General features: G+C 68.9%; 17 protein-coding genes and 1 pseudogene. 4 read left to right on the top strand and 14 right to left on the bottom strand.

Annotated elements, in window-relative coordinates:
- Positions 1 to 39: 39 nt before the first annotated feature.
- The gene (locus PKD89_RS10245) at positions 40 to 2,454 is read right to left on the bottom strand and encodes an arylsulfatase (protein ID WP_324332426.1); all 2,415 of its coding nucleotides are present in this window, start codon (positions 2,452 to 2,454) and stop codon (positions 40 to 42) included.
- Between the two features lie 168 nt (positions 2,455 to 2,622).
- Here PKD89_RS10245 and PKD89_RS10250 point away from each other — a divergent pair.
- Positions 2,623 to 4,359 (top strand): annotated as a pseudogene (locus PKD89_RS10250) (DUF3556 domain-containing protein).
- Between the two features lie 136 nt (positions 4,360 to 4,495).
- On the opposite strand, the gene PKD89_RS10255 reads toward PKD89_RS10250, so the two are convergent.
- Complete coding sequence (locus PKD89_RS10255; RefSeq protein WP_289010092.1) at positions 4,496 to 5,920, bottom strand: right-handed parallel beta-helix repeat-containing protein; 1,425 nt, start codon at positions 5,918 to 5,920, stop codon at positions 4,496 to 4,498.
- A 292-nt stretch (positions 5,921 to 6,212) separates the two neighbouring features.
- Here PKD89_RS10255 and PKD89_RS10260 point away from each other — a divergent pair, with 292 nt between their 5' ends.
- The gene (locus PKD89_RS10260; RefSeq protein ID WP_287374697.1) at positions 6,213 to 7,250 is read left to right on the top strand and encodes a Gfo/Idh/MocA family oxidoreductase; all 1,038 of its coding nucleotides are present in this window, start codon (positions 6,213 to 6,215) and stop codon (positions 7,248 to 7,250) included.
- Between the two features lie 63 nt (positions 7,251 to 7,313).
- A complete protein-coding gene (locus tag PKD89_RS10265; RefSeq protein WP_287374699.1) occupies positions 7,314 to 9,002 on the top strand; it encodes a glycerol-3-phosphate dehydrogenase/oxidase in 1,689 nt (562 codons plus the stop codon).
- A gap of 711 nt (positions 9,003 to 9,713) precedes the next feature.
- On the opposite strand, the gene PKD89_RS10270 is transcribed toward PKD89_RS10265, so the two are convergent.
- The 11 genes from PKD89_RS10270 to PKD89_RS10320 form a co-directional block, all read right to left on the bottom strand.
- Positions 9,714 to 11,717 (bottom strand): copper-translocating P-type ATPase, encoded by a 2,004-nt coding sequence (locus PKD89_RS10270; RefSeq protein WP_425591243.1) that lies wholly within the window; start codon positions 11,715 to 11,717, stop codon positions 9,714 to 9,716.
- Positions 11,702 to 13,042 (bottom strand): NADP-specific glutamate dehydrogenase, encoded by a 1,341-nt coding sequence (gdhA, locus tag PKD89_RS10275; RefSeq protein ID WP_287374704.1) that lies wholly within the window; start codon positions 13,040 to 13,042, stop codon positions 11,702 to 11,704. The genes PKD89_RS10270 and gdhA overlap by 16 nt, the downstream gene beginning before the upstream one ends.
- Before the next feature lie 146 nt (positions 13,043 to 13,188).
- The gene (locus PKD89_RS10280) at positions 13,189 to 15,315 is read right to left on the bottom strand and encodes an acetate--CoA ligase family protein (protein ID WP_287374707.1); all 2,127 of its coding nucleotides are present in this window, start codon (positions 15,313 to 15,315) and stop codon (positions 13,189 to 13,191) included.
- A 58-nt stretch (positions 15,316 to 15,373) separates the two neighbouring features.
- A complete protein-coding gene (gene cmk / locus PKD89_RS10285; protein WP_287374709.1) occupies positions 15,374 to 16,831 on the bottom strand; it encodes a (d)CMP kinase in 1,458 nt (485 codons plus the stop codon).
- Positions 16,828 to 17,220, bottom strand: a complete 393-nt coding sequence (aroH, locus tag PKD89_RS10290) for a chorismate mutase (protein ID WP_287374712.1) — start codon at positions 17,218 to 17,220, stop codon at positions 16,828 to 16,830. The genes cmk and aroH overlap by 4 nt, the downstream gene beginning before the upstream one ends.
- A 29-nt stretch (positions 17,221 to 17,249) precedes the next feature.
- On the bottom strand, positions 17,250 to 18,185 hold the full coding sequence (locus PKD89_RS10295; protein WP_287374714.1) for a pseudouridine synthase: 936 nt from the start codon (positions 18,183 to 18,185) through the stop codon (positions 17,250 to 17,252).
- Positions 18,182 to 18,943, bottom strand: a complete 762-nt coding sequence (scpB, locus tag PKD89_RS10300) for an SMC-Scp complex subunit ScpB (RefSeq protein ID WP_287374716.1) — start codon at positions 18,941 to 18,943, stop codon at positions 18,182 to 18,184. Before scpB ends, PKD89_RS10295 begins: the two co-directional genes overlap by 4 nt.
- On the bottom strand, positions 18,933 to 19,706 hold the full coding sequence (locus PKD89_RS10305) for a ScpA family protein (protein ID WP_287375420.1): 774 nt from the start codon (positions 19,704 to 19,706) through the stop codon (positions 18,933 to 18,935). The genes scpB and PKD89_RS10305 overlap by 11 nt, the downstream gene beginning before the upstream one ends.
- 117 nt (positions 19,707 to 19,823) lie before the next feature.
- The gene (locus PKD89_RS10310) at positions 19,824 to 20,201 is read right to left on the bottom strand and encodes a hypothetical protein (RefSeq protein WP_289010094.1); all 378 of its coding nucleotides are present in this window, start codon (positions 20,199 to 20,201) and stop codon (positions 19,824 to 19,826) included.
- Positions 20,198 to 21,004: a ferritin-like domain-containing protein gene (locus PKD89_RS10315; protein WP_287374720.1), complete on the bottom strand. Its 807-nt coding sequence runs from the start codon at positions 21,002 to 21,004 to the stop codon at positions 20,198 to 20,200. Before PKD89_RS10315 ends, PKD89_RS10310 begins: the two co-directional genes overlap by 4 nt.
- Positions 21,001 to 21,903 carry a ferritin-like domain-containing protein gene (locus PKD89_RS10320; protein WP_287374722.1) on the bottom strand — a complete coding sequence of 301 codons (903 nt, stop codon included), beginning with the start codon at positions 21,901 to 21,903 and terminating at the stop codon, positions 21,001 to 21,003. The genes PKD89_RS10315 and PKD89_RS10320 overlap by 4 nt, the downstream gene beginning before the upstream one ends.
- Before the next feature lie 173 nt (positions 21,904 to 22,076).
- On the opposite strand from PKD89_RS10320, the gene trpS reads away from it, so the two are divergent.
- Positions 22,077 to 23,105 (top strand): tryptophan--tRNA ligase, encoded by a 1,029-nt coding sequence (gene trpS / locus PKD89_RS10325; protein WP_287374724.1) that lies wholly within the window; start codon positions 22,077 to 22,079, stop codon positions 23,103 to 23,105.
- Between the two features lie 247 nt (positions 23,106 to 23,352).
- On the opposite strand, the gene PKD89_RS10330 is transcribed toward trpS, so the two are convergent.
- Entirely contained in the window at positions 23,353 to 25,092 is a 1,740-nt protein-coding gene (locus PKD89_RS10330; RefSeq protein WP_289010095.1) for an N-acyl-D-amino-acid deacylase family protein, read from the bottom strand.
- Positions 25,093 to 25,160: the final 68 nt, after the last annotated feature.

Below are 25,160 nucleotides of genomic sequence, written 5' to 3' on the forward strand. Positions count from 1 at the left end.
TGGGCCGCCTTCGGTTGGACTGCGGTCGGCGCGGACGGGTCACTGGCGGGCCATCTCGGCTCGGGCGGTGGCGCGGTCGGCGCCCGGGGCGTGGCCGTGCAGCTGGATCTCCACCTCGTGAAGGGTTCCGGAGAAGGGAAATGCCCCCTGGTAGCGCGGCGACACGGCCGACCCGCCGCCGTAGCCGATGCTGGAGCCCACCGAGGAGATCACGCGCAGGTACAGCGGCAGCTTGGCCGAGCCGGCGGGCACCCCGTCGATGAGCAGCTCGGCCGATCCGCTCATCCCGTCGCCGCGGGTGCAGCGCAACACCAGCTCGGCGTCTCGAGCCGGCACCTCCACATCGGATTCGATCACGGTGTGGTCGTCGAAGGCGTTGTAGTCGAGCACCAGGCGACCGTCCTGCACGAACAGTGCAATCCCCGAGTTCTCGGTGCCGGTCGAGAACAGCACGCCGCCGTCGTCGGCGCTGCGCGTGACCCGGGCGGTCAGCGTGAAGCTGCGGCCACCGATCGGTGCCGAGGCCTGGGCGGGCATGGGCGACATCGGCGGTCGGTACCGGTAGCGGCGATCGACCGGGTGTGGGGACCGGTCGCGGAAGCGGGCGCCGAACAGCTCGAACGTGCGGTCATCGAGGGGCAACACGCCGTGGCGGTCGGCCTCGACCCACCACAGCGCCACCAGCTCGGCCAGCTTGTCGGGCTGCGCCTCGGCCAGGTCGTCGCACTCCGAGCGGTCCTCGGCCAGGTGGTACAGCTCCCAGGCCTCGGCGTCGTAGTCGGCCCCGGGGGTGTGCTTGCACACCGCCTTCCACTCCCCCGCAACCAGCGCCCTGCTGCCGCCCATCTCGAAGTACTGCAGGGTGTTGGTCGCCGGCGCATCGGCTGCTTGGAGCACCGATGCGAAGCTGTGCCCGGTCACCGGCAGCTGCTCGATGCCCCGATAGGTGCCCGGCGCCTCGACGCCGACCAGCTCGTAGAGCGTCGGGGCGATGTCGGCGACGTTGACGAACTGGTCGCGGCGGGTGCCCCGCTGGGCCGGGTCCAGGCCGTCGGGCCAGGAGATCACCATCGGCACGTGCACCCCGCCCTCGTGGGTGTTCTGCTTGTACCACTTGAACGGCGAGTTTCCGCACTGGGCCCAGCCCCACGGATAGTTGGTGTGGCTGTGCGGGCCGCCGATGTCGTTGATGCGCTCGATCGCCTCGTCCGGCGTTTCGAGGATGCCGTTGAAGAACTTCATTTCGTGCATCACCCCGTACGGACCGCCCTCCTGGGACGCCCCGTTGTCGGCGAGGACACACAGCACGGTGTTGTCGAGCTGACCCAACCGGTCGAGCCCCTCGACCAGCCGACCGATCTGGTCGTCGGTGTGATCGAGAAAGGCGGCGAACGCCTCCTGCAGCCGGGCGGCGAGGCGACGCTGGTTCTCCGGCAGGTCCTCCCACGGCTCGACCCCGGGGTTGCGGGGCGCCAGCTCGGTTCCCTCGGGGATCACCCCCAAGGCAAGCTGACGCTCGAACCAGCGCCGGCGCACCACGTCCCAGCCCTCGTCGTAGCGACCCCGGTACTTCTCCAGGTAGGCCTCGGGGGCCTGGTGCGGGGCGTGGGTCGCGCCGAAGGCGAGATAGGTGAAGAACGGACGGTCGGGGCGCAGGCCCCCGGAGCGGGCGATCACCCCCAGGCCCTGGTCGCCCAGGCCCTCCGGGAGGGGGCGCCCGCCGTCACCACCGACCGGAGAACCGTCCTGGCCTCCGTGACCCGAACGGCCCACATGATCGGAACCGGTCGGGAGCGTGTCCTGGCCTCCGTGGCCCGAACGGTCCGAGCGAAGCGGGGACGGAGCCTCAACGTGGTGGTTATCGCACACCAGGTCGGGGTGGAACTGGTCGGTCTCGCCCTCGAGGAAACCGTAGAAGCGGTCGAAGCCCCGGCCGAGCGGCCACTGATCGAAGGGCCCGGCGGCCGAGCACTGCTCCATGCGGGCCAGGTGCCACTTGCCGACGCAGAACGTGGCGTAGCCGTCGTCCGAGAGCACCTCCGCCATCGTGGCCGCATCGTTGGAGATATGCCCCAGCATGTTGGGGAACCCGGTGCGAAAGTTGGAAATCGCCCGCATGCCGACCGCGTGGGCCGAGCGGCCGGTCAAGAGCGACGCGCGAGTGGGCGAGCACAGCGGTGTGGCGTGGAAGTTGGTGAACTGCAATCCCCCGGCCGCCAGCGCATCGATGTTGGGGGTATCGATGTCGGACCCGTAGCAACCGAACTGGGCGTAGCCGGTGTCGTCGAGCAGCACGACCACAACGTTGGGCGCAGAGTCGTTGGGCGCAGAGTCGTTGGCCGCAGAGTCCCGACCGCCGAAGGCGTCGTCGGGGTGTGGGCCCTCGTCGAAGTACGGCTCGGACTCTGCAACGGTGCGCCCGATGCGCCCCTCAAACCTGGACGGTCGTGACATGTGCCCCCCTCCATGCACGACGACGCCGCGCCCGATCACTGTAGGCGGTGACCCGCATTGTGCAAGTAGCACTGTCACAACTAGCAGGCGAGGTCCGCAGCCGCGTCCAACCCTGGGGCTCGACGTTGGGATACGGTCCGTCCGGGGTGTCACGGGGAGGTCGTAGCAGTGGGGTTCATCAAGCCGCGTCTGGCCGAGGTCGAACCGGGGTGGGCCGATGGGCGACGCTCCGACCGCATCCGGCCGATGGCACAGGATTGGGCCGAGGCCGGGTTTGGCACCCCCGACGCCGTGCTTGTGCTGTACGCCCTCAAGATCGCCCTGTACTCGCTGGGTGCGGCGCTGGTCGTGTCGCTCACGCCGGGGATCGGCACGCTGGGAAACATCTCCACCTGGTGGACCGAGCCGATCGCCTTCCAGAAGGTGGTCGTGTTCACCCTGCTGTTCGAAGTGCTCGGCCTCGGGTGCGGGTTCGGCCCTCTGACGATGCGTTTCCTGCCTCCGATCGGCGGCTTCTTGTATTGGTTGCGCCCGGGCACCATCCGCCTGCCGCCCTGGCCGAACCACCTGCCGGGCACCGCCGGGACGCGCCGCACCCCGCTTGATGTGGCGCTCTACGTCGGTGTGATCGCTGCGGCGATCTGGGCGCTGGCGGGCTCACCCGAGGTGGGCCTCGGGGCGCTCGCTCCCGAGTCGGGCGCGCTCGGCACGCTTGCCGTCGGCCGGGTGCTGCCGCTGCTGGTCGTCGTGCCGCTGCTCGGGCTGCGGGACAAAACCATCTTTCTGGCGGCGCGCAGCGAAGTCTACCTCGTCATGTGCGTGGCCTTCCTGTTCGGTGGCGTCGACATGATCGTGGCGCTCAAGCTGGTGATGGTGGCGATCTGGTGGGGGGCAGCCACCTCCAAGCTCAACGCCCACTTCCCGTTCGTCGTGTCGGTGATGCTGTCCAACAGCCCGCTGCTGCGCAACAAGGCGCTCAAGCGTCGGTTCTTTCGGTCCCACCCGGACGACCTCACCCCGTCGCGCCTCTCGGCCGCGCTCGCCCACGGTGGCACCGTGTTCGAGTTCGTGGTGCCCGCCGTACTGCTGTTCTCCACCGGCGGTGCGCTCACCACAGCGGCAGCCGCAGCCATGATCGGCTTCCACCTCTTCATCATCAGTTCGCTTCCGCTCGGCGTGCCGCTCGAATGGAACGTCTTCATGATCTACGGGACCTGTGTGCTGTTCGTCCACGACGCAGCCTGGGGCGTGGGCGATGTGTCCAACCCGCTGGTGTGGGCGCTGATCGCGTCGCTGGTGGTGTTGGTCGCAGCGGGCAACTACCTGCCCGAACGGTTCTCGTTTCTCGTCGCCATGCGCTAGTACGCGGGCAACTGGGCCACCTCGCTGTGGTCCTTCACCCCGGAGGCCACCGAGCGCTTCGAGCACCACGTCGTCAAGTCAGCAACCATGCCGGCGGCCCAGCTCGAGCGCCTCTACGGCAGCGAGGTCGCCGAATCGCTCGCCTTCAAGGGATATGCCTTCCGGTCGATGCACTCCCACGGCCGGGCGCTGTTTGGCCTGCTGCCCCGGGCGCTGGGCGGCGACGGCGGAACCCGGCACGTGTCCGTCGACGGCGAGTTCGTCGCCGGCGCGGCGCTGGGTTGGAACTTCGGCGAGGGACACCTGCACCACCAGCAGCTGCTCGATGCCCTGCAGGAGCGCTGCGCGTTCGAGCCGGGCGAGGTGCGGGTGATCATGTTGGAGTCCCAGCAAATGGGCACGCCCCACCAGCGCTACCGCCTGGTCGATGCGGCCACCGGCGAGTTCGAACGGGGCACGGTGGCCGTGGCCGACATGGTGTGTCGTCAGCCGTGGACCGACGAGATTCCCGTGACGCTGGAGGCCGAACCCGGCGCATCGTGACCGAGCCCGGGTGCACGCCCTTGCTGGGCATCCACCCGGACGCGACAGCGGACGCCGGCCGCTGAGGCACGACGTCCGCTGTTCCCCCTGCGGGAGGACCGCTTACGGTTTGGGCCGTGGCCCCAACCGCGGGTGATCAGCCGAAGGCCAGGGCGTTGGGGCCCTCAGCGATCGGGGCTCCGTTCACGGTGAACACGCCGCCGACGAGCGGACCCTTCTGAAACACGTTGGGCCCGTTGGGCGCGTTGCCAACCGTGTTGGAGGTGACGCTGGTGTTGGACACCGTCAGCGTTCCGCCGGGCGAGTTCCACAGACCGCCGCCCTCGTTGGAGGCGTGGTTGGCCAACACCTGGCTGGCGTCCACGGTCACCACGCTGGCTCCGCCGAGATGCATGCCCCCGCCGTTGCCGGGCGCGTTGCCGGTCGAGTTGCGGTTCAACTCCACATCGGCCAGGTCGGCGCTACCGCCGGCCACCTCGATGCCGCCACCGGCACGAGCCGAGACGTTGTCCGAGACGGTCGAGTTGGTCACCGTGGTGGCACCGTGCTCGCTGAGGATGCCGCCGCCCGAGCCGGAGCCCGCATCGGCGACGTTGCCACCGGCGGTTTCAACTGCGCCACCCGCACGGGCGGCCGAGTTCTGGCCGAACGTGCTGTTGCGGACGGTCAACGTGCCGGCGTTGTTGAACACGCCGCCACCCGAACCCGAGCCCTGAACGGCCGAGTTGTCCGACACGGTGGACGTATTCACGGTGAGGCTGCCGCCGTCGTTGAACAGGGCACCACCACCGTTGTCGGGGTCGACGCCGTTGGCGATGTTGCCGGTCAGCGTCGTGCCCGCCACCGTCATCGTGCCTCCGCCCGAGTTCCACAGGCCGCCACCCTCGGAGCCGGCCGTGTTGTCGGTCACGACCGAGCGGTTGACCGTCACGTTGCCGACGCCGGTCAGGTGCAGCGCACCGCCGTTACCGGGCACCGGTCCGGCGACGTTGCCGCTCATCGTGGTGTCGTCGACCTGAGTTCGTCCGCCGCTGGCCTCGATCGCTCCCCCGGCGCGAACGGCTGAGTTGTTCGACAGGTTGGAGTTGGTCACCATCACGGTGCCACCCTCATTGAGCAGTGCGCCTCCGGAGGCCCCGGCTCCGGTCACCCGGTTACCGGTTGCGGTCACCCGGTGAAGCAACAGGTTGCCCTTGCTGCGCACGGCGCCACCCGACTCGGTCGGCACCGCCGAGGCACCGACCAAGCGGAGGTTCCTCGCATCCAGTGACCCCTCCTGGGCGACGTCAAAGATGCGATCGCCCAGACCGGACGCATCGACCGTTGCGCCCCGGCCATCGATGATCACCTCGCCAACAACATCCAGGTCGCCCTTCGTCGGGCTGTCCGACGATCCGCCCTCCAGGTTCAGCGAATAGGTGGCGCGTCCGAGGTGGATCGTGGTCGGCCGGTTCTGAGCGTTGGCTTCGGTGACCGCCGCCCGAAGCGAACACTTCAATGTGGCGTCGGCGCACAAGCCATCTCCCGCCTTGAAGTCGGAGGTGTCGGCGGTGGTGTTCACCGTGAACTCTGTCGGCTTGGGCGGCGCCGGTGGGGCGGGCGCGCAACCGAGCGCAACCGAGCGCGACCAATCCGAGACCTGCGAGGCCCAGGGAGAGCTTCCTATACATTCTTGATGCCTTTCACGAAGCATGATCAACTCATGCCGGTGGGTGAATGAGGTGCAAGCTCTCCCTCGTCACAAGCTCGCGTCGGTGACCGTAGTCACCGACGGTGGCCACGGTGCATCGCCCCGCAAGATTCCCTGAGATACCGTCCGGTGCATCGTCGGTCGGGGAAAGGGGTGCATCAGGGTGAGCCTTCGCCTGGGCGTGATCGGCCTCGATCACCTGCACGTTTTCGAACTGGTGCAGGGACTGCTCGACGCCGGCGCCAACGCCGCGACCCACGTCGCCGACGGGGAGTTCCTCGAACTGTACGAGGGCTGGCGACCGGACTCCGTGGCCGTCCACCCGGCCGAACTGCTCGCCGACGACCGCATCGACGTCGTGGTGACCGCAGGCATCCCCTCGCAGCGGGCCGACGTGGCCGTCGCCGCGCTCTCGGCGGGCAAACACGTCCTGAGCGCCAAGCCCGGGGTGACCACCGCCCCGGACCTGCAACGCGTTCGCCGGGCGGTGGCCACCTCCGGGCGTCGCTGGAGCGTGCTGTTCACCGAGCGGTTCACCAACCGCGCCACCTCCGAGGCGATCCGACTGGCCCGCAGCGGCGCCGTCGGCCAAGTCGCCCACGTGATCGGCTCGGGGCCCCACACCCTCAACGCCGACGAGCGACCCGCCTGGTTCTTCGACGCGGCCACCTCGGGGGGCATCCTGGTCGACCTCGCCTCGCACCAGGTCGATCAGTTTCTGGCGATCACCGGTGATCTCGACGCCGCGGTGACCGCCGGCTCAGAGGGCAACCTCACCCACCCCGAGCACCCCGGATTCGCCGACATCGGCACGCTTTGCTTGGTGGCGAGTGCCGACGGTGGCCCGGTGGTCGGCGATCACCGCGTCGACCTGTTGTCCCCCGCCGGGCTGGGCACCTGGGGCGACGTGCGCCTGTCGATCGTCGGCACCGAGGGAACCCTCGAGGTGCGGGCCAACATCGACCCGGCCGGGCGGCCCGGCGCCGAGCACCTGATCCTCGTCGACGGCGAGGGCACCCGACGCGTCGACTGCTCGGCGGTCTCGCTCGACTGGGCACAGACGCTGATCGAGGACTGGGCCGACGGCGGGGAACGGCTGATCGGCCAGGCCCACACGTTCGCCGTCTCCGAGCTGACGCTGGCCGCCCGATCGATCGCCACCCCCTGGGGTGCGCGGTCCCAGACACGAGGCGACGGCTGACGCTCGCGCCGGGGCGACCGCCACGGATCGGGCCTGGCCGCCCCCGATTGGTACCGTTCACCCATGGCATTGCGAGACACCAACATCGACCGACTGCGCGACGGGATGGTCGACGTGGCCATCGTGGGCGGCGGAATCAACGGGGCGGTCACGGCCGCCTCGCTGGCCGGGCGGGGTGCCTCGGTCGCCCTGATCGACCGAGCCGACTTCGGCTCCGAGACCAGCCAGGAGAGCTCCAACCTGGTGTGGGGCGGGTTCAAGTACCTGGAGAACTACGAGCTGCCGCTGGTGTACAAGCTGTGTGAGAGCCGCAACCGGCTGATGAAGGCCTACCCCGACAACGTGGCCGAGCTGTCGTTTCTGGCCGCACTGGACGACAGCTCGCCCTACCCGCCATGGTTCGCTGCCCTCGGCGCCACCGCCTACTGGGGCATCGGCAAGTTCCGCACCCGGCCACCCAAGCTGCACAGCGCCGAGGCGATCAAAAAGACCGAACCGGTCATCGATACGGACGGCGTCCGGGGCGGCATCGAGTACCGGGACGCCTACCTGCGCGACAACGACGCCCGCTTCGTCTTCGGGTTCGTCCGCTCGGCGATCGAGGCCGGGGCGGCGGTGGCCAACTACGTCGACCTGGTCGATGCCCAGCGCAGCGATGGTCACTGGCAGCTCGGCCTTGCCGACCTGGAGTCCGGCGAACGCCTCGAGCTGAAGGCCCGCACGATCGTCAACGCCGCCGGCCCCTACGTCGACGGGCTCAACTCCGCCTGGGGCGTGACGACCGAGCATCGCATCGTCTATTCCAAGGGCATCCACCTGATCGTCCCCCGGCTGACGACCACCGAACACCAGCGGGTGCTCGCCTTCTTCGATGACAGTGGGCGGCTGTTCTACGTGATCCCCATGGGTATCCGCTCGGTGATCGGCACCACCGACACCCGCACCGACGACCCCCGTGCCGGCGTCACCGACGACGACCGGGCGTTCCTGTTGGATCAGATCAACAAACGCCTCGATCTACCCAAACCCCTGACCACCGATGATGTCATCGCCGAGCGCTGCGGCGTTCGACCCCTGGTCGTGCCCAACTCGGGTGGCGACCGCACCGACGTCGATTGGACGTCGCTCAGCCGTAAGCACGAGATCGAGGTGGACCGCGCCCGCAGCGTGATCTCCATCTTCGGCGGCAAGCTGACCGACTGCCTCAACGTCGGCGAGGAGGTGGCCGACGCTGTCGAGGACCTGGGGCTGCCCCTCGAGAAGGACACCGGCACCTGGTACGGCGAGCCGACCAGCGAAACCCGCGACGTGTTCTACCGTCAGGCCCGCCTGATGCGCCTGGACGACCTGCGAGTGCGACCCGACGTGGAGCCGCTGTCGGACCGCCTCTGGCGGCGCTACGGACGTCGGGCGTTCGCCATGTTGGAGGCGATCCGCTCCGACCCGTCGATGGGCGAAGACATCTTCGGGGGCACCGACTACCTGCGCGTCGAGCTGTACCTGGCCGCCAGCACCGAGATGGTGACCCGCCTGGAGGACTTCATGCGCCGCCGCTCGAAGATCGAACAGGTGGTGCCCAACGCCGACCTTGGCGACACCGAGGGCCTGCGCGAGGTGTGCGACATCCTTTTCGGCGACGAGGCCGAGGCCAAGCTGAACGAGTTCCTCGCCGGCCCGTACGGTCAGCCGGGCCCCGGGCAATCGGTGGCGGCACCGAGTGCGGCGCACACCTCCGACGTGCGCTCAGACTGAAGGCTCCTCACACGCTGGGTCAGCACCAGGTGCGGTCGCCGCCCCGCGTCGGGGTGTTCGTAGGGCCACACCTCACCGCCACACCTCACCGCGCGCAACCGCGGCGGTAATCCCGCTTCGGATTCTTCCTGATCGAGGCGTTGCAAGATCCCTCGGGTCGAGGCGTCAGCGAGTCGGTCGAGATCGGCCCAGCCATCGGGTTGGTGCTGCGGCATTCGCAGATACCCCTCGACGATCCTCCGGCCGGTCGCTGGGCGATCGTCCGGGTACGTGCAATTGGGTCATCATGTGGCAACGCTCGGCCATTGACACCTACGGATGCGGTGACGTGCTGGTCCGGACGCGGAGGGAGACGCCCCGGCTTCGGAGCGCCTCCCTCATTGCGTTACTGGTTGTGAACGACGGATCGACGCGTGTTGCATCGAGCGGGACTGTTCCCGATCATCGATCCGCCGGGTGTCTGGCGGGGATTCGCCAAAGAGATCCAGCGAGCCGCTTTAGCGGCCAGCCACCTCCGAAGTCCCATAAGAACTGTCGTTGATGTGGACCACCTCCTTTCCTCGGTCCAACCATCCAATCACGCCGGCCCTCCGGTTGGAAACCGCTTTCTCGAAGGCCCCGGAACAGCTCGCCGCTCAGCCCCAACGGTCCGGCGAGCAACGACGGGACGACGCGCCCGCATACGGGGCCTGGGGCGCCAGGTGTCAGGGACTACCCCTGGCCGCACAGGCGGTCCCGATCGAGATCGACCCGGCGCAACAGCTGGGCGTTGGCCGCCACGATCACGGTGGAGGCCGACATGATGATCGCTCCGACCGCCGGCGACAGGGTGATACCCGCAAACGCGAGCACCCCGGCGGCCAACGGGATGGCGATCAGGTTGTAGCCAGCACCCCATGTTAGGTTCTGAATCATCTTGGTGTAGCTCGCTTTGGACAGCTTGAGCACCCCGAGCACGCTGCGGGGGTCCGACGAGGCCAGCACCACCCCGGCCGACTCCATCGCCACGTCGGTGCCCGCCCCGATGGCGATGCCGACGTCGGCGCGGGCCAGGGCCGGCGCGTCGTTGACGCCGTCGCCGACCATCGCCACGCGCCGGCCCCGACCCTGGAGCTCGGTCACTTTGGAGTCCTTGTCCTCGGGCAGCACCTCGGCGAACACCTCGTCGATGCCCAGCGCATCGGCGACCGAGTCGGCCACCTGTTGGGCGTCGCCGGTGATCATCGCCGTTTGAATCCCCACATCCGCAAGCGCTCGAACGGCGTCGGCCGACTCCGGGCGGATGGCGTCCTCCATGGCAAAGGCGCCCACCACCTCGCCGTCCGCGATGACGTGAAGCACCGACGCGCCCCGCTCGCGCCATTGCTCGGTGGTCTCGGCCAGCGCTTCGGGCACCTCGACGCCCCGGTCCTCGAGCAACGCCGGGCCGCCGACCGCCGTCTCGACCCCATCGACCGTGGCGGTCACGCCCCTGCCGGCCAGGCTGCGGTGGTCGCTGCCCCGACCGACAGCGTCGTCCTGGCCGGCCCGGGCGATGATCGCCCTGGCCAGGGGATGTTCGCTCTCGGCCTCCACTGCGGAGGCCAGCGTCAACAACCGGTGCTCGTCCACCCCGGCGACGGCCAGGTCGGTCACCTCGTGCTCCCCGGCGGTCAGCGTGCCGGTCTTATCGAACAACACAACGTCGACCCGGCGCATCCCCTCGAGCGCCAGGCGGTCCTTGATCAGGATGCCCGACGAGGCCGCGACGCTGGTCGACACGGCGATCGTCAGCGGAATGGCCAGGCCGAGGGCGTGGGGGCACGCGATCACCAGCACGGTCACCGTCCGCTCGACCGCATTGGCCGGCTCGCCGAGTGCCATCCAGACCACGAAGGTGAGCAACCCGGACCCGATCGCGGCGTAAAACAGCCAGCCGGCAAAGCGGTCGGCCATCGCCTGGGCTCGCGAGTGGGACGACTGGGCCTCCTCGACCAGGCGCTGGATGCCGGCCAACGCAGTGTCGTCTCCGGTGGCGTCGACCCGGATGCGAATCGACGAGTCGGTCGACACCGTGCCGGCGACGACCGCGTCGTCCACCTTTTTGGCCACCGGCCGGGACTCGCCGGTGATCATCGACTCGTCCAGTTCGGCAGCGCCGTCGGTGATCGTCCCGTCGACCGGCACCCGGCCGCCGGCCCGCACGAGCACGATGTCGTCCTCGGCCAGCTCCGCGATGGCGACCGTTGTCGGCTCGCCGTCAGCGTCGAGCCGTTCGGCATCGTCGGGCAACAGCTCGGCCAGCGCTGCCAGCGCACCCTGGGCCCGCCCGACCGCTCGCATCTCCAGCCAGTGGCCGACCAGCATCACGGTGACGAGCGTCGCCAGCTCGAACCACAGGTCGACGTCGATCAGTCCGAACTGGGTCGCCACCGATGCCACGAACGCCACGATCAGGCCCAGCGAGATCAACAGCATCATGCCCGGCTGGCGGGCCTTGATCTCCGACACCCCACCGCGCAGAAACACCGGCCCGCCGTACGCAAACACCGCCGTCGCAAACACAGCCGCCACCCAGTTGGACCCGGGGAACTCCGGGGCGGTGTAGCCGAGGAGGTCCTGAAGCATCGAGCTGTAGATCACCGCCGGCACGGTCAGCAGCGCGCTGACCAGCACCTTCTGGCGAAACATCGCCGCGTGGTCGTCGTGGTCCAAGGGCGTTACACCAGACCAAATGCCATCATCGCGGCAGCCACCCGCTTGAACCCGGCCACGTTGGCGCCGGTGACGTAGTCGCCGGGGCGGCCGAACTCATCCGCGGTGCTCAGGCAGGTGTCGTGGATGTTCGACATGATCTTGGCCAGCCGATCCTCGGTGTAGTGGAACTCCCAGGAGTCGCGACTGGCGTTCTGTTGCATCTCGAGCGCCGAGGTGGCAACGCCGCCGGCGTTGGCGGCCTTGGCCGGGCCGAAGAGGATGCCGTTCTCCCGGAAGACGTCGATGGCGGCTGCGGTACAAGGCATGTTGGCACCCTCGACCACGGCGATGCAGCCGTTCTTGGCCAGGCTCGCCGCATCGCGACCGGACAATTCGTTCTGGGTGGCGCACGGAAACACCACCTCGGCCGGGATCGACCAGACGCTGCCCGCCGGATGGTGGGTGACGCCGCCGCGCCGCTCGGCGTAGGTGGTCAGCCGCTGGCGCTCGACCGACTTCACCTGCTTGAGGAGGTCGAGGTCGATTCCCGCCGGGTCGTGAATGAAGCCGTCGGAGTCCGAGCAGGCGACGACGATCGCGCCCAGCTGATGCAGCTTTTCAATCGCGTAGATGGCGACGTTGCCCGAGCCGGAGACGATGCAGCGCTTGCCCTCGATCGAGCCGTTCTGCGCTTCGAGCATCTCCTTGGCGAAGAACACCGCGCCGTAGCCGGTGGCCTCGGTGCGCACCTGGGAGCCGCCCCATTCCGTGCTCTTGCCGGTGATCACCGCCGACTCGTAGCGGTTCGTGATCCGCTTGTACTGGCCGAACAGGTAGCCGATCTCGCGGGTGCCCACGCCGATGTCGCCGGCGGGCACGTCGGTGTACTCGCCCAGGTGGCGATACAGCTCGGTCATGAAGCTCTGACAAAAGCGCATCACCTCGGCGTCCGAGCGGCCCTTGGGGTCGAAGTCGGAACCGCCCTTGCCGCCACCGATCGGCAGCCCGGTCAACGCGTTCTTGAACACCTGCTCGAAGCCGAGAAACTTGACGATGCCCAGGTTGACCGACGGGTGAAAGCGCAGGCCGCCCTTGAATGGCCCCAAGGCGCTGTTGAACTCGATGCGAAAGCCCCGGTTGATGTGGACCTGTCCCTGATCGTCGGCCCAGGGCACCCGGAAGATGATCTGACGTTCGGGCTCGGCCAACATCTGGATGACCTTGGCGTGCAGATACTCGGGGTGCTTGGCCACCACCGGACCCAGCGACTCGAGCACCTCCCGGGTCGCCTGGTGGAACTCCTGTTGCGCCGGGTTGCGGGAAACGATGTCGTGGTATACGGACTTAAGCTTCTCGTCGATCATGATGCCGGTAGTTTCCCAAGAAAACCGCCTCGCCGACCAACTCACCCGTCCGGCCGGGCCGCGACTCCGTTCGCTTCGGACGCAGGTCACACCGATTCGGTCACACCAAACCGGTCACACGGTCGAGCGGTGGACGCGTCCGATGCTCACCGGCCGGGCTCCTTGATCAGGATGCGGACGTCGGTGGCCACCACCCCATCCGGACGGGCAAAGAACGGGTTGATGTCGAGCTCGGCGATCCCGTCGACGGCCACGACCAGCGCCGAGATGCGGGCGAGCAGGTCTTCGATGGCCTCGGCGTCCACCGGGGGTGCGCCGCGGTGGCCGGCGAGCAGCTTCCAGCCGCGGATCGATCGCACCTGGTCGTGGGCATCCCTATCGGTCAGGGGCGCCAACCGGAAGGCCACGTCGTCGAGCACCTCCACCGAGGTTCCCCCCAGCCCGAAACCGATCAACGGCCCGAAGGAGGCGTCGCGGTCGACGCCGAGAAACAGCTCGATGCCATCCTCCATCGCACCGACGAGCGCCCCGTCCAGCCGTGCGTCGGTGCCTTCGGTCAGCGACGACACCGCCTGATAGGCCTTCGCCACCTCGTCGGCGGTCGCCAGGTTCAGATGGACCCCACCGACGTCGGACTTGTGGACGATCCCGGTCGAGGCCACCGTGACCGCCACCGGATAGCCGATCCCGTCGGCTGCGGCACGAGCCTCGGCGGCGCTCACCACCACCCGGCCTGCGTTCAGGTTGATTCCCACCGCGTCGAGTACCGCTCGCGCCTCGGCCACGGTGAGCCAACCCTCACCCCGCTGGCTGAGCGCTTCGGTCACGATCCTCAGCGCCTCTTCGGTGTCACAGCCCTCCGGCTCGCCTACCCGCCCCAGGTCACGGGCCAGCCAGTCGCAGTAGTCACCGATCGGGCCCAGCAGCGGCGCCAGATCCTCGGGGAAGGCGAAGGTGGGGATCACTTCGCGCCCGCCTGCCTCCCCGTTCGCCTGCGGTTCGCTGTGCCGGCCTTCGCCGCCGACCACCGAGGCCAGCACGACTCCGTCAGCGCCCTTGGCCCGTGCGGCGGCCACGCCGTCGCTGATCGCCTGGGCGACGGCCTCGTCGTCCTCCAGGCCGATCGGCGTGTAGATGACGATGAGCACGTCCACCTCATCCAGCGACAACACCGCCTCGGTGACGTCGCGGTAGGCGGCCGCACCGGCGGCGGCCAACATGTCGATCGGGTTGCCCACCGACGCCGCGGCAGGAAGCTGCCGGGCCAACTCGGCGGACGCCTCGTCGCTGAGCGGCTCGACGGAGTAGTTGGCCCGCAGCAACGCGTCGACGCACAACACACCGGGGCCACCGGAGTTGGTCACCACTGCGGCGCGGCGGCCCTTGGGGCGGGGCTGGGAGCACAGGATGCGGGCGATCCCGAACATGTGCTCAAGCGATGCGGCGCGGATCACGCCGCTCTGCTCCAGCAGCGCCTCGACGGCGGTGTCGGACCCGGCCAGGGCGGCGGTGTGTGAGCTGGCCGCCCGGCTGCCGGCGCTGGTCGTGCCCGACTTCACCATCACCAGCGGCAGCTGGCGGCTGGTCTCGGTGGCCACCTGCCGAAACCGGGCCGGATCGGTGAAGGACTCCAGGTACAAAAGGCCTGCCCCCGTCGCCGGGTCGGTACCCCAGAACTCGATCAGGTCCGACACCGTGATGTCGGCCTGGTTGCCGAGGCTGACGAAGTTGGACAGGCCCAGGCCCAGCCGGCGGGCCAGCTCGATGATGGCGATGCCGAGCGCCCCGCTCTGGCTGGCCAACCCGAAGTTGCCGACGGGGGGCATCTCGGGGGCAAACGAGGCGTTCATGTTCACCTCGGGGTCGGTGGCCAGCACCCCCAGACAGTTGGGCCCCACCATGCGCATGCCCCGTTCGGCCACCAGGGCTGCCAGTTCGTCCTGTGCGGCGCGGCCCTCATCACCCGATTCGGCGAAACCGGCCGACACGACGACGACGTGACCCGCACCGACATCGGCCGCTTCGGCCACGACTTCGTGGACCAGCTTTGCCGGAACGGCCACCACCACGAGGTCAACCGGTTTCCCGATGGCGCTCAGCGATGGATGGGCCGGCACCGACCCGACGTGAGTGGCCGCCGGGTTGATCGCGTAGACCGGGCCCTCAAAGGGGCCCTCAACCAGGGCGTCGAGGATGCGGCGACCGACCGCTCGGCGGTCGCGCGAAGCGCCCGCAACAGCGATCGAGCCCGGGGAGAACAGTCCGTTGATCATCCCTACAGTCCTACCCGACGGGGCAGTGACACAAAAGAACGCCGGTCAGAACCACCCGTTACCGGCCCCCTAGCGAACGGTGGGCGTTGGCCCGATCAAAGACATCCTGAAGCTCCGGCAGGATGCGTTCGGTGAAGGCGGCGACGTTCGAACGAGGGATACGGCCCCCATGGGGGACGTCCGGCCACAGCGGCTCCCCGATCCAGATCACGGTCTTGCCGGGCCGGGGCACCTTGGTGCCCGTCGACATCGCCTCCTCGGTGCCCGCAATTCCGACCGGAACCACCGGCACCCGCTGGCGCGATGACAACCATGCGGCGCCGTCGAACAGGTCTTCGACCGCCTCGCCGCTACGGCGGGTTCCCTCGGGAAACACCACCAGCGGCTGGCCATCGGCCAGAATCGCCTCGGCCACCCGCAGCGCGTGGCGATCGGCGGTGCCACGGTTGACCCGGAAGCCGCCCATCACGTCGACGAACGAGCCGAGCGACGGGTACTTCCACAGCGACTCCTTGGCCATCCAACGCACCCGGCGGCGGGTGACCATCGCTGCGAACAGGAAGTCCATACCCGACCGATGCGACGGGGCCAGGATGTACGGACCGGTGCGAGGCAGGCGCTCCATGCCGACGATCTCGTTGCGGTAGAGCCCCTTGGCCAACCCCCGCGTGGTTGCGGAGATCAGCCCGTAGCCGACACGAGCCCCGAGCGACAGGGGCGGGGCCTCGGTCACCGGCTGCACCGCTCGCCCCTGCATGGCTCGTTGGCGGGGCGCAGGCGGCTCGACGCCCGTCCCGACGGCCACGTCCTCGACGACGTCCAGTTCGGTGGGGCGGGAAGCGCTGGCGGGTTCGCCACGTTCGCCACGTACGGACCAGGGCACGATGGCGAGCACTGCGTCGACCACCTCGGCGAGGGTCATCTCGGTCGTATCGATCTCCACGCCGTCGTCGGCCGGGCGCATCGGGTTGACCGCCCGGGTGGAATCGCGCAGGTCCCGCTCGGCGATCTGCGCCGCCAGCACCTCGACGTCCACACCGTCGGTCTCGCCGGCACGGCGGCGGGCCCGCTCGTCTGGCGTGGCGGTGAGAAACACCTTCACCGGGGCATCGGGAAACACGGCGGTGCCGATGTCGCGGCCTTCGATCACCCCACCGTCGTGTTCGGCGGCCCACGCCCGCTGGCGTCTAACCAGCTCGGCGCGCACGCCGGCATTGGTCGCCACCGGGCTGACCGCAGTCGACACCGCCTGGCCGCGGATCGCCTCGGTGGCGTCGGTGCCGTCGACGAAGATCCGGTCGCCGTCGAAAAACATCTCCACCCGTGCTGCCAGAGCGTCGAGGGCGTCCCCATCATCGAGATCGATCTTGGCCTCGATGGCGGCGAAGGCCACCCCCCGGTACATCGCGCCGGTATCGAGGTGGGCCATGTGCAGCTTGTCGGCGACGGTGCGGGCCACGGTCGACTTGCCCGAACCGGCCGGCCCATCGATGGCGATCACCCGATCGGCACTCATGACGGCAGATCGTCGCGCAGCGCGGCGGCGCCGTGCTGGTAGACGTGGTGCAGCCCGTCGCGAGGCTTGGTGGTGTGCAGGTGCATCAAGATCCGGATGCACTGGGGCGTCGCCCCGGCGATGTCGAGCTCCCGGGCGCAGATCAGCGGGATGTCGCCGTAGCCCACCTGACGGGCGGCGAGGGCCGGGAAGACCGAGTGCAGGTCGTCGGTGGCGGTAAACAGCACCGAGACGACGTCGTCATGGGCAACGTCGTTGCGCTCGACCATCGCCGACAACAGCTCGACGGTGCGTTCGCAGACGTGCTCGCGCTCGTCGACATCGAAGGTGGTGGCGCCGCGGAGGGCCCGCATCGTTGGCATCGCAGGCTGATCTCGTCCCTCGGTCACGGAGCGCAAGCCTACCGTCCGCTGTGGCGTCACCACCCCTCCGACGTATCCCGGCCGGACGACGCCTCATCGCTTGACGCAACCTCGTCGGAAGCACCGTCGAGAGCACTGCCGGGAACGGCGTCGGAAGCACCGTCGAGAGCACTGCCGGGAACGGCGACGGGAACGCCGGCGGACGCGGCCGCCGCCCGACGTTCGGCCCGGGATTGCGGGGGTTGCTCACCGCTGACCGATCGCTCGAGCTCGCGCAGCTCGTCCATGGTCAGCTCGCGCCAGGCGCCAGGCGCCAGGCTGCGGTCGCTCAGCGGCCCAAACCGGGTGCGCACCAGCCGTCGCACCGGGTGGCCCAAGGCGTCCAGCATGCGCCGCACCTGACGGTTACGTCCCTCGTGAATCGTCAAGCGCACCAGCCCCGGCGACGGTTGGGACGCCTTGGCGGGCGAGGTCATGCCATCGTCCAGCTCGACCCCCTCGCGAAGACGGCGCAGCTGCCCCGAGCTGAGGGTGCCGTCCACCTCGGCCAGGTACTCCTTTTCCACCCCGTAGGACGGATGGGTCAGCCGGTGGGTCAGCTCGCCGTTGTTGGTGATCAACAACAGGCCCTCGGTGTCGCCGTCGAGGCGACCGACGGGAAACACCCGCGGCTCTGGCGGCACCAGTTGCACGACGGTGGGCCGCCCCTGCGGGTCCGACGCCGTCGAGATCACGCCGGTGGGCTTGTTGAGCAGGTAATGGACCAGGCCGGGCGCCAAAGCGATCGGAGCCCCGTCCAGCTCGAGCAGCTGGACGGCGGGGTCGACGCGGTTGCCGAGCACCACCACCTTGCCGTCGACGCGCACGCGGCCGGCCTCGATCAGGTCTTCGGCAACCCGCCTGCTCGCCACCCCGGCTCGGGCCAGCACCTTCTGGACACGCTGGGGCCCCGAGTCTCCCTGCCCCGCAGGTACGTGGCCCTCGGCGTTCACTGGGGATCCGGCCAATCGGGCGGGTCGCTCAGCTCGGGTGACTCCTGTTGCTCGCCGTTGCTCACCGGCCTCGCTTCGACGCCGTTGGCAGCGCCGTCGGCGATGTGGCCCACCACCGGTTCCGGAGGATCGATCGGCTCGGTGGCGTCGAGGGCCAGCCCCCGTTCAAGCGCCTCGACCACCTCGGGTCCGGGTACGAAGTCGGCGACCCCGGGCAGTTCCTCCAGGCTGTCGAGGCCCATCCGCTCGAGGAAGTCCCGGGTGGTGCCCAACAGCACCGCCTGGCCGGGGCCGGGATCGCGGGCGATCTCGTCGATGTAACCCCGCTGGGTCAGCGTGCGAATCACGCCGTCGGCGTTCACGCCCCGCACCGCACTCACCTGCGCACGGCTGATCGGCTGCTTGTAGGCGATGATCGCCAGCGTCTCCAGCGCGGCTGCGGACAGCCGGGTCGACTGGCCGGCGAGCACGTAGCGCTCCACCCAAGGGGCGCAGTCGGGATGGCTCTCGAAGCGCCAGCCGCCCGCCACCCGGGCCAGCACAAACCCGCTGCTGCGCTCAGCGAACTCGGTGGCCAGGTTGCCCGCCAGCTCATCAACCGTCGCAACATCGATCCCGAGCAGCTCGGCCAGCAGGGCCGGATCGGCCGGTTGGTCCGACACCATGATCAGCGCTTCGAGCGCCCGCCGCAGCTCGTCGGAGCTGGCCGCGCCCGGCCCCGCCTCGTCGGGCTCCTCGACCGGCGGCTCAGCCGTCATAGCTGTCGACCGACGCCAGGTCGAACTCCGAGTCGCTGGCGACCCAGGTGACCATGATGTCGCCGAACGATTCGGTCTGGGCCAGGTCCACCCGGCCCTGCTTGAACAGCTCGAGTAGGGCCAGGAAGTGCACGACCACCTCGACCCGGTCGGCCAGCCCCTCGGTGAGTGCCCGGAACCCGATCGGCCCCGTGCCGGGCAGCTCGGCCATCAGGTCCGCAACGACGTCGGTCACGCTGAAGCGGATCGAGGAGACGTGCGACAGGTCGACCGCCGGCGTGGGCTTCGGGGCGATCGCCGCCAGATAGGCGCGTCGCAGGTCGAGCGGGCTGACACCCTCGAGCAGGTCGGGCGCCAGGCTCCAGAAGCGCTCTTCGGGGCCGGCGCGGCGCGGCACCGAGCGGGCGGCCCGCAGGTGCAGCACCTCGAGCACCCGGGCGGCGTCCTTGAACGTCTTGGCGTCGAGCAGACGGGACAGCAGCAGGTCGCGCTCCTCGAACAAGGCCAGCTCGTCGTCGAGGTCGATCCCCTCGTCGACCGGCAACAGGCGCCGGGCCTTCAGCTCGACCAGGGTGGCGGCGATCAGGAGAAACTCGGTGGCCACCTCCAGGTCGAGGTGTTCCATGCGGGCCAGCTCGGCCAGGTAGCCGTCGACGATCTGGGTGAGCGAAACCTCGTACAGGTCGACCTGGTCGGACAGGATCAGGTGCAACAGCAGATCGAAGGGCCCCTCGAACACCGGTGTGGACACCTCGTAGCTCACGGGAGCCAAGTTACACCATCGTAGTTACAACGACACCCGCACCCTGCCCCCGCACCCTCCCCGCAACCCTGTCCTCACAACCCGGCCCACGCGTTGGACCGACCGGTGTCGGGCCGATCAGGAGCGTTCGTAGGTGACCTCGGGTTCCAGGGTTCCGTCGGCACGCTCGACAATCACCATGCGCGACATGCATGGCATGCAGTACACCCGGTCGCCCGCCCTGAACTCCCGCACCGAGCGGATCACCACCTTGCACACCGGACAGATGATCTCGTTGGGCGCCAGCGTGTCGCCGTCCCCCTGCCAGACCCGGTAGAACTTTCGCCAGCGTTTGGGCACCTCCCGAAACCCTCGGTCATCCAGCTCGTACCGCCGCCGGGGCGGGGCGTCGGGGGCGTCGCTGCGGGTGGCGGTGTCACGCTCGGGTGCGTCGGTCGCAGGTGCGTCGGTCGCAGGTGCGTCGGTCGCAGGTGCGTCGGTCGCAGGGCCGCTCATGTCACCAGCCCCAATCGGTCGACGGCGTCCAGGTATTCGCGGCCCAGGTCGGGCCGCTCGTCCTTGGGCCGCCCGAGCGCGTCGAACGTGGCGTCGAAGGACGCCAGCACCAGGCCGTCCAGCTCGGCCCGGGTGCCGGCCAGACGCTCGCGGGTTTCGTCGTGGCCCAGCAGGCGTCGACCCAGGTCGTTCTCGCCAAAGCCCAGGTGCCGCCGCTCGTCGGCAATCACGCCCGTCAACACCTGCCGGGTGACTGGATCGGCGGTTTGAGCGTGATGGCGGAACACCGTGAACTCCATCGTCTCCAGGATGACGTTCTGGGCCAACACGGCCGCCTCCCAGTCGCCGACGTCCACGAGGGCCAGGAGGCGGGCCTTGAAGTCGACGATCGAGGGCGTGGCCCGGCGGGCGATCTCGGCGTCGGTGTCAGCAACGCCCAGCTCGGCCAGCCGATTGAGAAACACCTCGAGGTGCCGGGCCTCGTCGACCACCTGAGTGGCCATGAAGATGCGGGCGTTGTGGTTGGGCGCCAGACGAACCATGCCGCTGGAGGCCTCCAGCGCCGCCGCCTCGCCCACGCAGTAGTTGCACAGCGTGGTGATGACGTTTTGGCGCCGCGCCTCCCCCAACGGCTCATCGACCGTGTCCGGGTCGTACCCGTACGGGCGGTCGGCGAGGTAGCCCTCGACCGCCCCGAACCAGAAGGAAAACGACTGCACCTCGTCGAGGAAGTCGTCCTGGTCCATCCCGTGGGGTTCGTCCACACCGTCGGGTCCGAACGAGTCGGTGGCCGTCACGGTCACGCCGGCACCATCGGCGACTGGTACTCCAGCCCGATCCGTCCCAGACGCACCTTGAACTCGGCGAGCACCGTGTCGCTCAGCACGGCCTCCAGCTCGTCGGGCGACACCATCGCGAGGTTGGCACCGTGCCAGTTGGTGTTGGCCAGCTCCCTGCCTTCGGCCTTGGCGGCCTCCTCGGCCAAGCGCCGGCCCTCGTCGATCGAGGCCCCGGAGTCGGCAAAGGCGTCGGCGAAGGTGGCGAGCATGTAGTAGCTCATCTCCTTCTGCATCCGCTCGATCTCCGGCTTCTTCTCCGGATGCTGGGCGATCAGCCCTCCGATGCGGTTCTCGCCGAAGCCGACGTGCCGCCGCTCGTCGGCGATCGTGCCCTTCAAGGTCTGCGCAAACTTCGGGTTGGACTCACGCGATGCCGCCTCGAACATCTCGAACACCGTGAAGGCCAGGCCCTCGAGCACGATGTTCTGCCCGACCACACCGGCGAGGAAGTCGCCCGCTTCCACCTTTTCCAACAACACCTCGGCAAACTTCACCAGGTTGGGGTTGGCGAACTGATCGATGGTGGATTCTAGGTTCTCGGGCTTCACCCCCAGGTCGAAGAGCCGCTGGGTGAAGATCTCCACGTGACGTGCCTCGTCCAGTGTCTGGGTGGCGAGGAACCGCTTTGAGGCGAAGTCGGGCGCGGCGTTCACCAGCCCCGACGAGGCGGCCAGGGCTGCCCGCTCCCCCACGACCAGCTGCACCGTCGACCCGATCGTGCTCTCGAGCATCAGCTCGTTGTCGAGAATATCCGGCGGTTCCTTCAGCCCCTCCTCGTGCCCGTACACCGTGTCCTCCAGGTAGCCCTGAGGACACGCCTCCATCCATCGCTGGACCGAATACTGGGTCAGAAAGTCGGACATCTCGGATCCCCCTCCGTATCAATTTGTTCTATCCGATGCTAGGGATACCGGATCCGGTTGGACAGTGGCCAGATGTCACCCACGAGGGGCACGATCGCCGGCGTGAACCGTCGTCACGGTGCGCGGACGCGTCGCCACTCGCCCCCGCTGGCCGGTCCGGTAGCGTCGACCGCATGGTCCCCTCCCCTCCCACGGCCTCCGACGGCGCGCGCGCCCGGGTGTTCTCGGGCATTCAACCCTCCGGCGTCCTTCACCTGGGCAACCTGCTGGGAGCAACGCTTCGTTGGACCGAGGTGCAACACCAGGCCGACGCCATCTTCTGCGTCGTCGACCTGCATGCCCTGACCGTGCCCCGGCCACCCGGCGAGATCGGTCAGGCAACGCTGGACATGGCCACCGACGTGCTCGCCTCCGGACTCGACCCGGAGCAGTGCATCTTCTTCGTGCAGTCGACGGTGCCCCAGCACGCCGAGCTGGCGTGGGTGATGCAGACGGTCACCGCCTTCGGCGAACTCAGCCGCATGACCCAGTTCAAGGAGAAGCGCGATCGCGCCGAGGCCGGCGACGGGTTCATCTCGGCCGGGCTGTTCACCTACCCCGCACTGATGGCCGCCGACATCCTGCTGTACGACACGACCGAGGTGCCGGTCGGCGATGACCAGGGCCAGCACGTCGAGCTCACCCGCGACGCGGCCAACCGCTTCAACTCGCGCTACGGCGACACCTTCGTGATCCCCCAGGCCACGCTGCCCCTGGCCGGTGCCCGGGTGATGGACCTGCAGGCACCGACCAACAAAATGTCAAAGTCGACCGACACCGACGCCGGGATCATCTACCTCTCGGACACCCCGGCGGCGATCACCAAGAAGTTCAAGCGGGCCGTCACCGACTCGGAGACCGAGGTTCGATACGACCGGGCCGCCAAGCCCGGCGTGTCCAACCTGTTGTCCATCCTCGGAGCCGCCACCGGCCGCACCCCGGCTGCGGCGGCCGAGGGCATCGAGCGCTACGGCGACCTGAAGGTGGCCACCGCCGAAGCGGTCGTCGAGCTGCTCGCACCGATCCAGGCCCGAGCGGCCGAGCTGCGGGACGACCCGGCTGAGGTACGCCGCCAGCTGGCCCGAGGCACCGAGCGGGCGACCGAACAAGCGGCCGACGTGATGGACCGCGTCTGGGACCGCCTGGGCACCCTCCGCGCCTGAGCTGTCGGGAGGCGCCGCCACGACGGTGACGCGGTGTGAGCCGACCGCTGCCCAAGTAGACGGTGTTCAAATGTGTCTTCAAGCCGCCCTAGCGTCACGAAGACACATTTGACGCATCAGGCGCCGGGCGCAGGCCGATCAGCACGCACCAGGCACCAGGCACCAGGCGCAGGCCGATCAGCACGCACCAGGCACCAGGCGCAGGCCGATCAGGACGCTCCGGCCGACCGCTCGGCGGGGCCGTTGGTCAACCGCCGAGGGGGAGGAACTGGCCGTAGTGCTTGGCGGTGCCCAAGTCGGCCGCAGGAATGCCGCCGCGCCAGGCCACCCGGCCGTTGACCAGCACGGCCCGCACCGTGTCGTCGTTGCGACGCACCAGGCGATCGAGATCCCCAAAGCCCACCATCTGCTGCTCGTGCACCTCCTCGACGCTGTCGTCGAGCCGCTCGGGGTCGATCACGACCACGTCGGCCCGCTTGCCGACCGCCAGACGGCCGGCGTCGATGCGGTGGAAGTCGGCGATGTCGGCGGTCAGCTTGTGCACGGCCTGTTGCACCGACATAAACGGCGCCCCGGCCAACTCGGCATCGCGCACCCGCTTCAGCATGCGCAGCGGGAAGTTGTAGAAGGCCATGTTGCGCAGGTGCGCTCCGGCGTCGGAGAAGCCGATCATCGCCGCCGGATGGGACACGATCGACTGGAGGTGCCCTGGGTTGGCGTTGGCGATCACCGTGTACCACCGCAGGTCGTTGCCATAGGTCGCCTGCAGGTCGAGGAAGGTGTCGAGCGGATCGGCGCCCCGTTGGGCGGCCACCTCGGCGAAGGTGCGACCGTCGAGCGAGCTGTCGGGTGCCGACACGATACGAGCCTCCGACAGGTTGCGGTGATAGGCCCGTGGCGCCACCTTGGAGGTCCATTGCTTGCGAAACATCTGCTGATAGCCCGGAGCGCCCATCAGCTGGCGGCGGGCGTCGACATCCTCGAGGTGCAGCGCCTCGGTGCCGGCCCCGAACTCCTCGAACACCGGGTTCTCGATGCCGTCGGTGTACACGTCGAACGGGGTGGGCAGCGCCTGAAAGCGCACGTGGGCACCCAACTTGGAGTTGTACAGGTTGGCGACCGTACCGAGCGCCCGGTAGGCACCCATCGCCGGGGGCGCATCCATCATCGTCAGCATCGACGTTCGCAGCGCCCGGCCGTCTCGGGGTCGGCTCATATCGAGGATCGGGCCGAAGCTCCAGCGGGTCTGCAGGTTGGGGATCGCCTGAAACACCCCGTCGCCCGCCCGGATGGGTTCGGTGAGGCGCCGGTACTCGGCGAAGCGGGCGAACACCGAGGGGGTCGGCCGGCTGCGGAACCGTTCGCCACCCATCTTGTCCCAGGGCAGCAGGTTGACCGACATGCCCAGCAGGCCCGCCTCCATGCCCTCGGACACCAGGCGGGACATGGCGTCGAGTTCGCCCTGATCGGGGCGAACGCCGCGGTCCAGGCTGCGCTCCATGCCCAGCACGTGGGTGCGCAGGGTGGAGTGCCCGGCCATGCCGACGACGTTGGGGCCCAGTGGCAGCGACGACAGATGGTCGACGTACTCGGCCGGCCCCTTCCAGTCGACGATGTCCTCGAGCATCGGCAGCACGATTTCGCGCGGGATGCCCTCCACCCGACAGAACGTGTCGGCCAGGTCCTCGGGTTCGCCGACGACCAGCGACAGCCCGCACGAGCCGATCAGCGTCGTGGTGACACCGTGGCGCAGCGACTCCGACAGCGCCGCGGCGATCTCGAGTTCGGCGTCGTAGTGGGTGTGAATGTCGAGAAACCCAGGCGTCACCCAGCACCCCTCGGCGTCGATCACCTCGGCGTCGTCGGGGGCCGCCAGCGCCACGCCGATCGCCTCGACGGTGCCATCGTCGGCGATGAGCACGTCGGCGCGCTGCGGCGCCGTCAGCTCGCCGTCGTAAAGCGTTCCGTTGCGGATGATCGTGCGCATTTCACGGCCCTTCCGGCTGCCGTCAATTGGCCCGCCAGACTAGGCGTCGCCACGATCCGCTCCCTGGC

It is taken from the genome of Candidatus Neomicrothrix sp. (genome assembly GCF_035329545.1).
GTDB lineage: Bacteria > Actinomycetota > Acidimicrobiia > Acidimicrobiales > Microtrichaceae > Microthrix > Microthrix subdominans.